This window comes from Mycobacterium malmoense, assembly GCF_019645855.1.
GTDB classification, from domain to species: domain Bacteria; phylum Actinomycetota; class Actinomycetes; order Mycobacteriales; family Mycobacteriaceae; genus Mycobacterium; species Mycobacterium malmoense.
In genome coordinates this window covers 390,306-406,072 of record NZ_CP080999.1, presented here as the reverse complement: position 1 = coordinate 406,072, position 15,767 = coordinate 390,306, and the positions used below count along the sequence as shown (strand labels likewise).

Sequence of the window (15,767 nt, the reverse complement as noted above, 5' to 3'; positions counted from 1 at the left end):
ACTCTCCTGGATTCGTCTGCGTGCTTACGGCGTCCCTTGGTTGCATATGCGATCGCCCACACAACCGTCTTCATGGTGGCGTTAACTACAGGTTATCGCGAGCTACTTGTCGGGGAAGTCTCGGGCGGGTATAAGCCTCCTCACAACAACGATTCAGAAGCTCACGAAGGATCGCCGTTTGCGCTCCTCGGGGCGGGTTTCTCGGTTTCGCCCGGATCGGCGGCGGCGGCGGGGTCCGCGGGCTGTGATATGCCCGGTTCACCCAGTTCGGCGCGCACGGCGTCCAGCGCGGCCTTAACCGTGGGCATCTCCCGGTCACGCACCGCCGCGGCCCGCGCCGCGGCGATCGCGTGCTCGCGCAGTTCGCCGTCGATGGCGCTGACCTGATCGGCCACCACGGCGTTGTCGGCCTCGTCCAGGGCGACCAGCGCGGTGCTCAGCACCGACTCGGCGACCAGCACGCGGGTGGCGACCAACTCCTCGACCACCGACCGCAGCGACGACGTCACGTCGCCCGCCCAGCGGTCCAGCAACGCCCTGTCGCGCAGCAGGCCGCGGATGTGGATCACCATGAACGCGACCGCCAGCCCGATCGCCACGCAGCCGACGGCCCCCGCCAGGGTCAATAAGGGGCCCAGGCCGGGGCTCAGCCGCGAGGCCAACCCGCCCACCAGCCGGCTCAGCGTCAGCGCCACGCCCAGTCCGAACGCGGCGCCCACCAGCATCAACAGCCAGGTTTCCTGGCGCCGTGATTTCAGTGGCGGGGGCGAGACCTCGACCGTCGGCAGCTTCTCGGTGTCCGGCAGGGGCACCGGCACGCCCATCACCTGCCCGACGTCGGTGAGATGGGTGGTGACACCCTCGCCCACCTCGGCGACCACCTCGTCGACCCGGCCGCGCGTATACGCCTCGAAGCCGGGCATGTTCCGCCGGGACAAACCCGCGGCGTCCTCCTGCAGCTCCGTGCGCACCGACGAGCAACGGTTGCGAGCGAAGTGGGACAACTGGACGCGCGCCTGCTGGATCTGGCCGCGCAGCGTGATGGTGCGCTCGGTCTTCGACTGGCGCCGCTGCCGCAAGGCCGTGCTGCGCTCTTCGCGCAGCGCGTCGACCCGGGCCCGCCGGCCGGCGCCCTCGGCGTCGCGGTCGAACCGCCGCGCGACCATCTGGAGCCGGGATTCCCACGCCCGCAACCTGTTTCGCCGCGCGATGTCGGGATCGGCGAATTGTGCCGCGACGGTTTCGACCAGGTCGTCGACGCTGGGCTCGCCGACGTCGGGCAAGGCGGCCGCACCGACCCAGGGCACCTTGTCGTAGCGCGGTGCGTGCGCGGCCAGCATGTCGCGGTTGGCGGCCACCACGTCGCGCCAGCCGCGGTGCACGTCGATCTTGGACACCACACCGACGACCACGTCGGTGTGCTCGGCGGCCGCGTCCAGCAGTAAGCAGTCGGATCCGGTGAGTTGGGCCGCCGCGGAGACGACGAACACCACCGCGGTCGGCGCGTCACCGGGTCCCAGGTCCGTCGACTCGACGAATTTGTGCTGCGGCAGCCGTTCGCGCAGCGCCTCGACCACCGCGGTCACGCCGGCCATCCACGGGCCGGTCACCAGTACCACGTCGCGGCGGTTGATGGCGGGCGAGTCCAGCCGGGACCCGATCGTTGCCACCAGCGCGTCCACCTGGGCGGCCGGGTCGGCGCCGGCCTCGCCGCTCACCATGACTCTCCTGGCAGCGACCCGCAGGCCTGCGACCACAGCCGCAGCGATCCCCGGGCGATATCGGCGCCGCAGGCGCGGTGCAGATCGCTCACGGCGCCAAGCCTGCCAAGGCCTTCACGGCTGTAGCGCTGCCAATGCACCGCGCGGGGCAGGTGTGCGGCCGGATCATCGCGGTCCAGGTTGACGGGCTCCAGACCGGCCGCCTCGGCCAGGTCGACGGCGGCCGCCATGCGGGCGACCACGGTGTCGTCGCGGGACAGGAAGCCGCCGATCGCCTCGGCCATGTGGTCCCGCGACACGGCCAGCGCCTCCAACTCCGCGACGGCCCGAAGCACCCGTCGGTAGCGCACCTCGGCCCCGGCGACGCAGGCCTTGTTCAGGACGGTGTCGACACCGCTCATCCGGCGCAGCAGGGCCCGGACTTGGGTGGGCGTCCTGCCCCGCCGGGCGGCGGCGGCACCGAGTGCGGTGCCGAACAGGTCCAGGGTGTCCAGGAGGCGCAGCCGCACGTCGGTCGGCAAGGGAATGTCGGCCGCCAGGAAGCCGGCAAAGGATCCGTCGAGGCAGGTAGCGCCGCCCGGATGGGCGGCCAGCGTCCGCAGCGCCGCCCACAGCTCGCCGTCCAGGTCGTCCAGCGCGGCGACCGCGAGCAGGCCGATCATCGGCTCCATGGGCGCCCCGACGAGCGCGGAGAACTCGGCGCAGCGTTTGCGTGCCGCCGCGATCGGCCCGTCGCCGGCCCGGCCCGAAAGGGAGCCGGCCAGATCGGCTTTGTTCAGCACCGCCACCACCGGGCGGCCGGCGGCGGCGATCGCGTCGGTGTCCTCGGGTTTGACCACCTCCGTGGTGACGTAGACGACGACGTCGCCGGCTCCCGTGGTCACCGAGATCCCCAACGCGGTTCCGGCGCGGTGCAGGGCACGCGCCACCGTGCCGCGACCCACCCCCGGGCGTCCGCGGACGACCGCGTGCAGCGGCACCGCGGCCCGCTCGGCGATGGCCGTCAGGCGCGGGTCGGCGCGGTCGGCGGCAAATCGTGCCAGCTCGTCGACGAAAATCTGGTGCCCTTGTCCCCTCATGTCCTGCCCGTTCGATCCGATAGGCCTGATCGCCCGGCCAGCGTCGCCCCCGCCGGATGCGGGATCGTCGCCGAGGCTATCGCCGTGTGCCTGGCGGCCGACGGATTTCGATTGCCCGGGTTGCCGGACCGCCTGCGCCGTCCGGATCGTCGCCGAGTGATCCCACCGAATGGTGGCACCTGGGTCCTCGAGATGCGAGCCACCGTTTATCTGTTACCAGTTGAAGGCAACTGTTGGGTATCAATCTGGACCAGGGGCGGCTACATCGGGCGTTCATGGGCCACCATGGACAAATGGATGCGCAACCCGGGGTCGGGACGTGTCCCGACGCGCCGGTGGAGGCGGGGGCCGGAGAGACCGCCGGCGAGGTTGGTGGAGCGGCGGTTATCCCAGCGCCGGAGCCGCGGCGCTATCTCCCGGCCACAAGTTTCCGCTCGCGGCGTTCCGCCCTTTCCGGAGCCCAGCGCCAGACCTGGGAGCGGCTGTGGCCACAACTGGGCATCTCGCTGGGGGTGTCTTCGCAAGGGGCATCCGGCCGCACGGAGCCGCTGGACAATGATGCGTGGTTCGGCCGCCGCGCGCCGCTGGTGCTCGAGATCGGCTGCGGCAGCGGCACGTCGACGCTGGCGATGGCCAAGGACGAGCCCGACGTCGACGTGATCGCGGTGGAAATCTACCGGCGCGGCCTGGCGCAGCTGCTGTGCGCGATCGAGCGCGAGCGCGCCGGCAACATCCGGTTGATCCGCGGGAACGCGATCGACGTGCTGGAGCATCTGATCGCCCCGCAGTCGCTGACCGGGGTTCGCGTCTTCTTTCCCGATCCGTGGCCGAAGGCGCGCCACCACAAACGCCGGTTCCTGCAACCGGCCACGATTGGGCTGATCGCGGACCGGCTACTCCCTGGAGGTGTCCTGCACGCCGCGACGGACCACCCGGGCTACGCCGAGCAGATCGCCGAAGTCGGCATGGGCGAACCGAGGCTGCGCCGCGTCGGTCCCGGCGACCGGCTGCCGATCTCGATCGTCCGCCCGACCACCAAGTACGAGACGAAGGCGCACGAAGCGGGCAGCGCCGTGAGCGAATTCGTCTGGCTTAGACGATGAGTAGGCGATGAGCATGAGCCTGACGGAAGTGACCACGGCAGCACCGGAACCGCTCGACTCGCCGGCGGTCCTGTCCGCCGAGGGCCTGAGCAGCTTCCAACCGCCGGGTGGGCGCGTCTTGCTGGTGTGGGACGCTCCCAACCTCGACATGGGCCTGGGCTCGATCTTGGGCCGTCGCCCGACGGCACTGGAACGCCCGCGTTTCGACGCGCTCGGCCGGTGGCTGCTGGCACGCACGGCGGAGGTCAGCGCCGGCCGCCCGGGCGTCGTGATCGAGCCGGAGGCCACCGTTTTCACCAACATCGCGCCGGGCAGCGCCGAGGTGGTCAGACCGTGGGTGGACGCGCTGCGTAACGTGGGCTTCGCGGTCTTTGCCAAGCCGAAGATCGACGAGGGCAGCGACGTCGACCGCGACATGCTCGCCCACATCGAGCGGCGGCGTCAGGAGGGGCTCGCGGCGTTGGTCGTGGCTTCGGCCGACGGTCAAGCGTTCCGTCAACCGCTAGAGGAAATCGCACGCGACGGGATCCCGGTGCACGTGATCGGATTTCGCGAACACGTCAGTTGGGCGCTAGCGTCGGATACCTTGGACTTCGTCGACCTGGAAGACATCGACGGTGTCTTCCGGGAACCGTTGCCGCGAATCGGCCTGGATTCGCTGCCTGACCAGGGCGCGTGGCTGCAGCCGTTCCGGCCGCTGTCCGCGCTGTTGACCACGCGTGTGTGACACTGGCGTGAAAAACCGAAAGACACAGCGCGGGTCGCTACAGATCCAGTAAGGAGCTTACGTGTTCGCCTGGTGGGGTCGAACTGTGTACCGCTATCGGTACGTCGTGATCGGGGTCACGGTGGCCCTGTGCCTCCTCGGCGGCGCATTCGGGCTGAGCCTGGGCAAGCACGTCACGCAGAGCGGTTTTTACGACGACGGCAGTCAATCCGTCAAGGCCTCGATCATCGGGGACAAGGTCTACGGCCGGGACCGGACCGGGCACATCGTCGCGATCTTCAAGGCGCCGAGCGGCAAGAGCGTCGACGACCCGGCGTGGGCCAAGCAGATCACCGACGAGCTCAACAAGTTCCAGCAGGACCACCCCAACCAGGTCCTGGGCTGGGCCGGCTACCTGCGAGCGCCCGACACCACCAGCCAGGTCATCCAGGGCATGGCCACCCAGGACAAGAAGTACACGTTCGTCTCCATCCCGCTCAAAGGCGACGACGACGACACCATCCTCAACAACTACAAAACCGTCGCCCCGGACCTGCAGAAGCTCGACGGCGGCACCGTCCAACTCGCCGGCCTCGAGCCGGTGGCCAACGCGTTGACGGGCACCATAGCCACCGACCAGAAACGAATGGAAGTCCTCGCTCTGCCATTGGTGGCGATAGTCCTGTTTCTGGTATTCGGCGGCGTGGTGGCGGCCTGCCTGCCGGTGATGGTGGGCGGCCTGAGCATCGCGGGCGCGCTGGGCATTATGCGGTTGATCGCGGTGTTCGGGCCGGTGAACTTCTTCGCCCAGCCGGTGGTCTCGCTGATCGGCCTGGGTATCGCGGTGGACTACGGGCTTTTCGTGGTGAGCCGGTTCCGGGAAGAGATCGCCGAAGGCTACGACACCGAGGCCGCCGTGCGCCGCACGGTGATGACGGCGGGCCGCACGGTGGCATTCTCGGCGGTGCTCATTGCCGCGTCGGGCGCCAGCCTGCTGCTGTTGCCACAGGGCTTCGTCAAGTCGCTGACCTACGCCCTCATCGCGGCGGTGACACTTGCGGCGCTGCTGTCGATCACGCTGCTGCCGGCCTGCCTGGGGATTTTGGGCAAGAACGTCGACGCGCTCGGCGTGCGGACCCTGTTCCGGGTGCCCTTCCTGCGCAACTGGAAGGTGTCGCGTGCCTACCTCAACTGGTTGGCGGATCGCCTGCAGAAGACCAAGACCCGGGAAGAGGTCGAGGCCGGGTTCTGGGGCAGGCTGGTCAACTGGGTGATGAAGCGGCCGCTGGTGTTCGCCATCCCGATCGTCGTCGGGATGATCCTGCTGGTTATCCCGTTGGGCAACCTGTCGTTTGGCGCCATGAGTGAGAAGTATCTGCCGCCGGACAACCCTGTGCGCCAGGCGCAGGAGCACTTCGACAAGCTCTTCCCCGGGTACCGCACCGATCCGCTCACGCTGGTCATCCAATCCACCAACCACCAGCCGGTCACCGACGCGCAGATCGCGGACGTGCGCAGCAAGGCGATGACGATCAGCGGATTCAGCGAGCAGGACAACAACCCCGCGAACATGTGGCAGGAGCGCAGCGTCGCGCCGGGCGCGTCGAAGGACCCGTCGGTGCGGGTGCTGCAGAACGGACTCGTCAACCCGAACGATGCGGCGAAGAAGATCGGTGAGCTGCGGGCGATCACCCCGCCCAAGGGAATCGACATATTGGTCGGCGGTACGCCGGCTTTGATGGAGGATTCGATTCACAGCCTGGTCGACAAGGCTCCGTTGATGGTGGTCGTGCTGATCACCGCCACCATGCTGCTGATGTTCCTGGCGTTCGGGTCGTTCGTGTTGCCGATCAAGGCCGCGGTGATGAGCGTGCTGACGCTGGGCTCCACCATGGGCATCCTGACGTGGATCTTCGTCGACGGGCACTTCTCGACGTGGCTGAATTTCACGCCGACACCGTTGATGGTGGTGATCATCGCGCTGGTCGCGGTCGTCGGCTACGGGTTGGCCACCGATTACGAGGTGTTCCTGGTGTCCCGAATGGTCGAGGCGCGAGAACGCGGCATGTCCACCGCGGAGGCCATCCGGATCGGCACCGCGACCACCGGGCGCCTCATCACGGCGGCCGCGCTGGTCCTTGCCGTCGTCGCCGGTTCGTTCGTGTTCTCCGACCTGGTGATGATGAAGTACCTCGCCTTCGGCCTGATGGCGGCGCTGTTGCTGGACGCGACCGTGGTGCGGATGTTCCTGGTGCCGTCGGTGATGAAGTTGCTCGGCGACGACTGCTGGTGGGCTCCGCGCTGGGCACGGCGCCTGCAAAACCGGATCGGGCTGGGCGAGATCGACCTGCCCGACGAGCGCAAGCGGCCCACCCTCAATGGGCGGCCCGCGAGGCCTCCGGTCGCGGCGGCCAGCCTCGTCGCCGCGGCGCCGCGTCCCCCGCACGACCCCACGCACCCCGGCACGTTGGAGCCGTCGCGGCCGGCACGTCCGGGCCTGGGCGCCCCGCCGGAGGCCAGGCCCGCCCAGGAACCGTCCTCGCCGTCCGGCTCGAACACCACGCGCATGCAGGCCAGGCCCGGCCAGCCGACGGACGCCAAAACGACGCGGCTGTCGGTCCCCGCCACCGCCAACGCGACCCCCGGCAGCCAGACCGCGGCCGGCCACCAGCGACCGGCCGACCCGCGCGGCCTGGCCGGCTCCGCGACGCCGGACGTGTCACGGCCCCCGCCGGCCCCGACACCGTCCAGCGGTCAGACCCTGGCCATGCCCCTCCCGGCCAACCGTTCCGGCGACAACAAGACCGACCCGGCCGACCCCACCGCCGCCCTTCCCGTCATGCGGTCGGAGGCCAACGACTCCGACGCGGCCACCGAGCAGCTGAACGCCCGCGGACAGAGCGGCCATGGCGATAATGGCGACAGGCGCCGGCGCGGCGGCGGGGGCCTCAGTGCCCAGGATTTGCTGCGCCGCGAGGGACGGTTATAGGCGTTTCAGAACCTCAGTCGGGCTCCTCGCCGGGCTCGTCCGGCTTCGCCTGGACGATCACCCCGGCCTCATCGGCATTGGCGCCTTCGGTCTGCTTCTCGGCTTCGGCGGACGGATCCGCGGCGAGCAGCACCTGTATCGCGTTGTTGAGGAACGCGACCGTCGGGACGGCCAGCAAGGCGCCGACGATCCCGGCGAGCACCCCGCCGGTGGAAATGGCCAGCACCACCCCGAGCGGATGGATCGACACCGCGCGACCCATCACCAGCGGCTGCAGCAAATGCGCCTCGAGTTGGTTGACTGCGATCAGCAAACCCAGCGTGATCAGCGCGTAGACGAACCCCTTCGCCAGCAGGGCCACGACCACGGCGAGAAAGCCGGCGATCACGGCACCCACCAGCGGGATGAAGGCGCCGAGAAACACCAGTGAGGCCAGCGGCAGGGCCAGCGGGATGCCCATGATCGCCAGCCCGGTGCCGACGCCCGCGGCGTCGGTCAGGGCGACCAGGAACGTCGCCCGCACGTACCCGATGAGCGACCCGTATCCGGCGTGCCCCGCCTCCCGCACCCGCTCCCGGACGGTGACGGGGAAGATTTTCGTCACGTACTGCCAGATGTTGCGGCCGCCATAGAGGAAGAAAATCAAGGTGAACAGCGCCAACACGGCCGCCGTGACCACCTCGGTGATGGTGGCCGCGGTGGCCAGCGCGCCGCTGGTCAGCTTGGCCTGGTTGTTGTGCAGCGCCTGGATGGCGGCGTTACCGGCGTTGTCGATCTGTTCGCCGCGCAAATGCATCGGCCCTTCGATCAGCCACCTGCGGGTGGAGTCGATGCTTCGGGTCACCTGCTCGGTCAGATCGGGCAAACCGTAGACGAACTGGATGATGACGAACGCCAGGATGCCGCCCAGGATCGCGAATCCGCCCAGCAAGACCAGCATCACCGCGGCACCGCGCGGCAGGCCCCGCCGGTCCAACCAGTCGACCGCCGGCACCAGCAAAGCGCTGATCATCAATGCCAGCAACACCGGGACGACGATGATCTCGAGCTTTTTCACGACCCACAGCAGGGCGACCGCCGCGGCCAGGATGACAAGCAAACGCCACGCCCAGGCCGCGGCCTTGCGGACAAGGGGTTCGACCGAGGCGGAATCGGGGTTTGCTGACATCTGGCCAGCCTATCTGGCCCCGATGGCCGCCCAACGGCCGTTTCGGGGGCGGCTGCGGCCTCCGGCGGCCGTTGCGGCCGGCACGATCCGGTTACGACGACGACACAGTCGGTGCCACGCCTCGATGGCCGCGCCACCTGCGCGGTTACCCTAAAGCACGTGTCGCACGACGCACCCGCCCGCAAGCTCCACTTGCCGCGTGAACAGACAACGCGCGGCAAGTACTGGTGGGTGCGATGGGTGATCCTCGCGATCGTCGCCGTCGTGCTTGCCGTCGAGGTCGCACTGGGCTGGGATCAGCTAGCCAAGGCCTGGATGAGCATGTACGAGGCCAACTGGTGGTGGTTGCTCGCGGCGGTGCTGGCGGCGGCCGCATCGATGCACAGCTTCGCCCAGATCCAGCGCACCCTGTTGAAATCGGCCGGCGTGCACGTCAAGCAACTTCGATCGGAAGCCGCGTTCTATGCCGCCAACTCGCTGAGCACCACGCTGCCCGGCGGACCGGTGCTGTCGGCCACGTTTTTGCTGCGTCAACAGCGGATCTGGGGCGCCTCGACGGTGGTGGCCTCGTGGCAGCTGGTGATGTCGGGTGTGCTGCAGGCGGTGGGATTGGCGCTGCTCGGCTTGGGCGGAGCTTTCTTCCTGGGCGCCAAGAACAATCCGTTCTCCTTGCTGTTCACGCTCGGCGGTTTCGTCGCGTTGTTGCTCCTTGCCCAGGCGGTGGCGTCACGGCCGGAGCTGATCGACGGAATCGGCTGCCGGGTTTTGTCGTGGGTCAACTCGATTCGCGGCAGGCCGGCGGACACCGGTCTGGACAAGTGGCGCGAGACGCTCATGCAGCTCGAATCGGTGAGCCTGGGCCGGCGCGACCTGAGCGTGGCGTTCGGTTGGTCGCTGTTCAACTGGATCGCCGACGTGGCCTGCCTCGGCTTCGCCGCCTACGCCGCCGGCGACCACGCTTCGGTCGCGGGGTTGACGGTGGCCTATGCGGCCGCGCGGGCGGTCGGCACGATACCGCTGATGCCGGGCGGGCTGCTGGTCGTCGAGGCGGTGCTGGTGCCCGGCCTGGTCTCCAGCGGCATGTCGTTGCCCAGTGCCATCTCGGCGATGCTGATTTACCGGCTGATCAGCTGGTTACTCATCGCCGCCGTCGGTTGGGTGGTGTTCTTTTTCGTCTTCCGCACCGAGAACATCGCCGACTCGGACGACGTCGAGCCGATTACCGGTCCCCTGCCCGTGGTGCGGCACCAGAGCGACCCCTCCGAGACGGCCCTGCAGGGCCCGTTGCCGCCGCCCGATCGCGATCCGGAAGGCGGTGGAAGCCGCAGTTAGCCGACGGTGTTGCCCCGCGGCGGACCGGGAAGCGGGTTGGTCCCCGCGGGCGGGGTGCCGCCCGTGCCGCCCATCGGCAGCGCGCCCGCTGCGCCCTGCGCCTGCTGCAGCATTCCCATTGCCTGGGTGGGCGAGATCGGTAGCTTGCACTGCAGCGAAAGGTTGCTCAACGGCTGGGCGATCGACGTCATGTCGCCGGCAACCTTGGGGTTGGCCTCGAAGTACGACTTCAACCCGGTCAACGATTGCGGTCCCGCCTGCTGCTGCAGCATCGAGGTCATCGTCTGGTTGGTCTCTGGATGCGAGTCCAGGTAGTCGCCCATCGACTTGGCGACCGAACCGATCGTCCTGGCCACTTCACTGGCCGCGCACGGATCGGCGGCACCGGTCGCCGGCGGCCCCGCCAGCACCGCGATGGCGGCGCCGGGCACCGCGGTGGCGATCAGCCCCGCGAAGAGCCTGGTTCCTGTCGTCATGGATCACTCCTTAGGAGTTTGCGCAGGTGCGCCCGGTCCTGACGCCCCGCGAACGGCTGCGATAGATGGCTCTGCGTTGCGGAAGTCCCCCGGAATTCCCGATTCCCCGCGGCCCTTCGACATCCTGCCATCCCCGGCCCGGTCACTGCCAAGCCACCGCCGCCTCGTGTGACCGAAATCCCGGTTGGTCACCGGTTCACAACGACTTGGCAGCGTCTCGGCAACATCCGTGTCTTTGCAGCTCAGGAACCAGATAAGCCGACATAATCCACAGGCTGCTGCGGTATTCTCGCCTGCACGCGTTGCGCGAGATACCGGGGAGCGAAGAAATCCAGCAGCTCATGATGCGCCTCAGCCGCAGCCTGCGTAAGCACCGCTGGTTGGTCTTCACAGGCTGGTTGCTGGCATTGGTGCCGGCGATCTATCTGGCGATGACGCAGGCCGGCAATCTCACCGGCGGTGGTTTCGACGTGGCCGGCTCGCAGTCGCTGGCGGTGCACGACCAGCTCGAGGATCTCTACCACGACCAGGGCGCGTCCTCGTTAGCGCTGGTGGCGGCGCCCCGCCCGGACGCCAGCTACCAGGACATCAACGACGCGGTCGCGCTGCTGAGGCGGATCGCCGGCGAGTTCCCCGGCGTGACGGAGGCGCCCAACCCCGCCCAGCGGCCGCCGCAACCCGACCGGCCGTACGTGGTGTCGCTGCGGCTGGACGCCCGCAACTCGGGCACCAGTGACGTCGCCAAGAAGCTGCGCGAAAAGGTTGGCGTCAGGGGCGACCAGCCGGGCCAGACCGCGAACGGCCGGGTGCGGCTCTACGTCATCGGGCAGGGCGCGCTCAGCGCCGCCGCGGCGGCCAACACCAAGCACGACATCGCCGCCGCGGAACGCTGGAACCTGCCGATCATCCTGATCGTCTTGCTGGCGGTGTTCGGTTCGCTGGCCGCCGCGGCGATCCCGCTGGCCCTCGGCGTCTGCACGGTCGTGGTCACCATGGGCCTGGTCTATCTGCTCTCGGAATACACCACCATGTCGGTGTTCGTGACGTCGACGGTGTCGATGTTCGGGATCGCGCTCGCCGTCGACTATTCGCTGTTCATCCTGATGCGCTTCCGCGAGGAACTGCGCTCCGGCCGCCAGCCGACCGAGGCCGTGGACGCCGCGATGGCCACGTCCGGGCTCGCGGTGGTGCTGTCCGGGGCGACCGTCGTCGCCTCCCTCACCGGCATCTACATCATCAACACCCCGGCGCTGAAGTCGATGGCCACCGGGGCGATCATGGCCGTCGCGGTGGCGATGCTGACGTCGGCCACGCTGACGCCGGCCGTGTTGGCGACGTTCGGGCGGTCGGCCGCCAAGAGGTCACGCCTGCTGCACTGGTCGCGGCGGCCGGAGAGCACCCAGTCCCGGTTCTGGAACCGGTGGATCGGACGGGTGATGCGCCGGCCGTGGGTATCCGCGGTGGCGGCGTCGGTGGTGCTGCTCGTCATGGCCGTGCCGGCGGCATCGATGGTGCTCGGCAACAGCCTGCTGCGCCAGTTCGACTCCTCCCACGAGATCCGCGCCGGGGTGGCCGCGGCGGCCCAGGCGCTCGGGCCCGGCGCGCTGGGCCCGATCCAGGTGCTGATCACCTTTCCCGACGGCGGCGCGGCCTCACCCGAGCACAGCCAGACGATCGCCGCGATCCGCCAGCGGATGACGCAGGCTCCCCACCTCGTCTCGGTGTCGCCGCCGCAATTCGCCGAGGACAACGGCAGCGCCCTGCTGTCCGCGGTGTTGTCGGTCGATCCCGAGGACATGGCGGCCCGGGACACCGTCGGCTGGATGCGCACGCAGCTGCCCAAGATTCCCGACGCGGGAACGGCGCGCGTGGATGTCGGCGGACCGACCGCGCTGATCAAGGATTTCGACGACCGGGTGTCGGCGACCGAGCCGCTGGTGCTGGTGTTCGTCGCGCTGATCGCGTTCGTGATGCTGTTGATCTCGATCCACTCGGCGTTCTTGGCGTTCAAGGGCGTGCTGATGACGCTGCTGTCGGTCGCGGCCGCCTACGGCAGCCTGGTGATGGTTTTCCAGTGGGGCTGGCTGCAGGATCTCGGTTTCACCCGGATCAGCTCGATCGACAGCACCGTTCCCCCGCTGGTGCTGGCGATGACCTTCGGCTTGTCGATGGACTACGAGATCTTCCTGCTCACCCGCATCCGGGAACGCTTCCTGCACTCGGGGAACACCCGTGACGCGGTGGCGTACGGCGTGAGCACCAGCGCCCGCACGATCACCAGCGCGGCCCTGATCATGATCGCGGTGTTCATCGGCTTCGCGTTCGCCGGCATGCCGCTGGTCGCCGAGATCGGCGTGGCGTGCGCCGTCGCCATCGCGGTGGACGCCACCGTGGTGCGGCTTGTCCTGGTCCCGGCGCTGATGGCGATGTTCGCCCAGTGGAACTGGTGGCTGCCCCGGTGGCTGTCCCGCATGCTGCCGTCAGTCGACTTCGACCGGCCGCTGCCCGAGGTCGACCTCAGCGACATCGTGGTCATTCCCGACGACATCTCGGCGCTGACGGCGCCCAGTGCCGACCTGCGGATGGTGCTCAAGTCGGCCGCGAAGCTCAAGCACCTGGCGCCCGACGCCATTTGCGTGGCCGACCCGCTCGCCTTCACCGGCTGTGGACGCAACGGCAAGGAGACCCCGGGCGGCCCTGAACAGCAGGATCGAGGCCAGGGCCCCGGGCAGATCCCCCACCAGGTCGACATCAGCGACGAGGGCGCCGGGGCCCCGGCCGAAGCCAAGACCGGCACCAACGGTAACTCGGGGGCAAAGAAGCTGGTCGGCGGCCTGGCGTCGCGCAACGGCATTGCCAGGGCGATCGCCGGGAGCGACCGGCCGGTCCATCCCGTCACCCTGTGGCGGGGACGGCTCTCGGTCGCCATCGACGCGCTCGAGACCGACTTGGAGACCGACACCACCGACCGGCCGACGTACGAACGGCGCAGCCCGGTGGAGACCACCCACGTGCAACTGCCCACCGGCGACCGGCTGCTCGTCCCGACCGGCGCCGAAACGCTGCGTCTCAAGGGCTACCTGATCATGTGCCGTAACAGCAGCCGCGATTACGCCGACTTTGCTGACATGGTCGAAACGGTAGAGCCCGAGACCGCCGCCGTGGTGCTGGCCGGGATGGACAAGTATTACTGTTGTCAAACGCCCAGGCAGCAATGGATCGCCACCCAGTTGGTCCGGCGGCTCGCGGACCCACATCCCTGCGATTTCAGTGACGACCAATGGTCGGAACCCGACGCCAAGGCGGACTGGGACGCGGTCAGGCAGCGCTGCCTGTCGGTGGCCGTGGCGATGCTGGAGGAGGCGAGGTGACGTTGGCATCCGAACGGCGCCAGGCACCGCCACCCCGGCGGCCCGCCAGCGAACAGCGCGGGCCTTCCGGGCCCTTTCAGGATTCCGACCAGCCGGTGGAGTTCTGGTCGACGGCCGCCATCCGGTCGGCGCTGCAGGGCGGCGACATCGACACCTGGAAGCGCATCGCCGCCGCGCTGAAACGCGACCCGTACGGGCGCACCGCCCGCCAGGTCGAAGAGGTGCTCGAGGGGACGCGGCCCTACGGCATCTCCAAGGCGCTGTGGGAGGTGCTGGAGCGCGCCCGCACCCACCTGGAGGCCAATGAACGCGCCGAGGTGGCCCGTCACGTGCGGCTACTGATCGACCGGTCCGGGCTCGACCAACAGGAATTCGCGTCCCGCATCGGGGTGGCTCCCGAGGACCTGGCCGCCTACCTCGACGGCAGCACCAGCCCGTCGGCGTCGCTGATGATCCGGATGCGTCGGCTGTCGGATCGGTTCGTCAAGGTGAAGTCCGCACGGTCGCCCGAATCCAACTGATCCGCTAGCGGACCGGCGCCAAATCCGACACCAGCCAGTCGCCGCCGCGCTTGGTCAGCGTCACCCGCAGCGCGGGCGCCGCCTGACTGGCCGGCTGGCCGGGCGCGGTCTGGGTTACCCGCAGGATCACGGCCACGCTGGCCGCCGACGGCCCGAGGGCCTCGACGCCGGCCGCCAACGTGGTGGCCTGTGCGGTGACGTTGTGCTGGGCCAGATCGGCGCTGGACTTGTTGTACTGCTCCTTGAACGCGGCCGCCCGCTCCGGCACCATCATCGCGGCGGCCCGGTCGATGCCGGTTGTCGGGGCGCCCGGGGTGAACGACGCCATCGTCTCGGCCGTCCCCGTGGCGATCCGGACCACCTCTCGGGAATCCTTGTCGAAGTCGCGGTCCGGCCTCGTCCAGTGCGTGAACCCGGTCAGCACCGCCGCGCACAGGGCGGCCGCGCACAGGAAGACCACAGCCAGGCGCAGCCCCGGCGCGTCGTCGTCGGTGCCGACGCTGACCGAATCGCGGCGCAGCAGCCAGAAATTGACGCCCATGCCCTCGACGATCAGCAGCACCAGCACCGAACAGGCCGACACCCACCACAGCGGCCAGCCGAGCACCACTCCGATCGCCAGCAGCGCGGCGATCGCGGCCAGCGGCGCCACGATGTCGAAGGCCAAAAGCCGCCACAGGTTTCTCATCGGATCGATTCCAGCCCGGAGATCATCAGCTTGCCGTCCACGTCGGAGACGTCGAGCCGCAAGCTCCAGTGCACCGTCTGCGGCTTGGCGCCGGCGTTCTCGCTGACCGACGTCGCGACCAACATCACCGCGTCCATCCGGCTGGCGAACGGCGGCAGCGTGGTGGTGACTATTTCTCTTGGAGGCCTTACGCCCTCCGGCTGGGTGTCCGGGTCGTGGCGCACCGTTTCGATGGCCACCGCGTCGATCCGGCCGGCGCTTTGCGACTGCAGCTTCTGCACCACCTGCCGGTAGGGCTGCATGGCCGCGTCGAAGTCGGTGTTGAGCTCGCCGACGGTCCCGTCGTGCAGCCGCTGCAGGCTGGTGTCGATGTTGCCGCTGTTCATGTTGATCAGCACACCCGTCCAGTCGGCCGCGGCCTGCATGACGCGGGTCAGGTAGGCGCGTTCGCCCGCCTCGTCGCGGTGCGCGGACCAGACGGTCGCGCCGAGCGAGACCGCGGCGACCGACAGCGCGCCGAGGACCGTCGACGCGATGCCGTAGTGGGAAAAGATCCCGCCGGTCGGTGGCTCGGTGGGCTCGCCGTCAGACATGGCCAGATCGTCGCACCCAA

Annotated in this window: 12 protein-coding genes; 6 read left to right on the top strand and 6 right to left on the bottom strand. The window is 69.1% G+C overall.

The features are described 5' to 3' along the window. Positions 1–161: 161 nt before the first annotated feature. Both K3U93_RS01880 and K3U93_RS01875 read right to left on the bottom strand, forming a co-directional pair. The gene (locus K3U93_RS01880; protein ID WP_083010675.1) at positions 162–1,721 is read right to left on the bottom strand and encodes a hypothetical protein; all 1,560 of its coding nucleotides are present in this window, start codon (positions 1,719–1,721) and stop codon (positions 162–164) included. After that, entirely contained in the window at positions 1,715–2,800 is a 1,086-nt protein-coding gene (locus K3U93_RS01875; RefSeq protein ID WP_083010676.1) for a hypothetical protein, read from the bottom strand. Before K3U93_RS01875 ends, K3U93_RS01880 begins: the two co-directional genes overlap by 7 nt. Before the next feature lie 275 nt (positions 2,801–3,075). On the opposite strand from K3U93_RS01875, the gene trmB reads away from it, so the two are divergent. The 3 genes from trmB (at position 3,076) to mmpL3 (ending at position 7,598) form a co-directional block, all read left to right on the top strand. Beyond that, positions 3,076–3,903, top strand: a complete 828-nt coding sequence (trmB, locus tag K3U93_RS01870; RefSeq protein ID WP_139796963.1) for a tRNA (guanosine(46)-N7)-methyltransferase TrmB — start codon at positions 3,076–3,078, stop codon at positions 3,901–3,903. Between the two features lie 13 nt (positions 3,904–3,916). Further along, complete coding sequence (locus K3U93_RS01865; protein WP_083010717.1) at positions 3,917–4,630, top strand: NYN domain-containing protein; 714 nt, start codon at positions 3,917–3,919, stop codon at positions 4,628–4,630. A gap of 61 nt (positions 4,631–4,691) precedes the next feature. Next, the gene (gene mmpL3, locus K3U93_RS01860; RefSeq protein WP_083010678.1) at positions 4,692–7,598 is read left to right on the top strand and encodes a trehalose monomycolate exporter MmpL3; all 2,907 of its coding nucleotides are present in this window, start codon (positions 4,692–4,694) and stop codon (positions 7,596–7,598) included. Positions 7,599–7,611: 13 nt separating this feature from the next. Here mmpL3 and K3U93_RS01855 read toward each other — a convergent pair whose 3' ends face one another. Continuing rightward, positions 7,612–8,766 (bottom strand): AI-2E family transporter, encoded by a 1,155-nt coding sequence (locus tag K3U93_RS01855; RefSeq protein ID WP_083010679.1) that lies wholly within the window; start codon positions 8,764–8,766, stop codon positions 7,612–7,614. Positions 8,767–8,925: 159 nt separating this feature from the next. Between K3U93_RS01855 and K3U93_RS01850 the strand changes: the two genes are divergently transcribed. Next, positions 8,926–10,098 (top strand): lysylphosphatidylglycerol synthase transmembrane domain-containing protein, encoded by a 1,173-nt coding sequence (locus tag K3U93_RS01850; protein ID WP_071511381.1) that lies wholly within the window; start codon positions 8,926–8,928, stop codon positions 10,096–10,098. On the opposite strand, the gene K3U93_RS01845 is transcribed toward K3U93_RS01850, so the two are convergent. Continuing rightward, positions 10,095–10,574, bottom strand: coding sequence for a hemophore (locus K3U93_RS01845; protein ID WP_071511380.1), 480 nt, complete (start codon positions 10,572–10,574; stop codon positions 10,095–10,097). The genes K3U93_RS01850 and K3U93_RS01845 overlap by 4 nt on opposite strands. Positions 10,575–10,915: 341 nt before the next feature. Here K3U93_RS01845 and K3U93_RS01840 point away from each other — a divergent pair, with 341 nt between their 5' ends. Then, positions 10,916–13,945, top strand: coding sequence for an MMPL family transporter (locus tag K3U93_RS01840; protein ID WP_083010680.1), 3,030 nt, complete (start codon positions 10,916–10,918; stop codon positions 13,943–13,945). Beyond that, positions 13,942–14,466, top strand: a complete 525-nt coding sequence (locus K3U93_RS01835; protein ID WP_083010681.1) for a helix-turn-helix domain-containing protein — start codon at positions 13,942–13,944, stop codon at positions 14,464–14,466. Before K3U93_RS01840 ends, K3U93_RS01835 begins: the two co-directional genes overlap by 4 nt. A 4-nt stretch (positions 14,467–14,470) precedes the next feature. Here the strand turns inward: K3U93_RS01835 and K3U93_RS01830 are convergent, their stop codons facing one another. Then, positions 14,471–15,154, bottom strand: coding sequence for a hypothetical protein (locus K3U93_RS01830; RefSeq protein ID WP_083010682.1), 684 nt, complete (start codon positions 15,152–15,154; stop codon positions 14,471–14,473). Next, on the bottom strand, positions 15,151–15,747 hold the full coding sequence (locus tag K3U93_RS01825; protein WP_083010683.1) for a hypothetical protein: 597 nt from the start codon (positions 15,745–15,747) through the stop codon (positions 15,151–15,153). Before K3U93_RS01825 ends, K3U93_RS01830 begins: the two co-directional genes overlap by 4 nt. Positions 15,748–15,767: the final 20 nt, after the last annotated feature.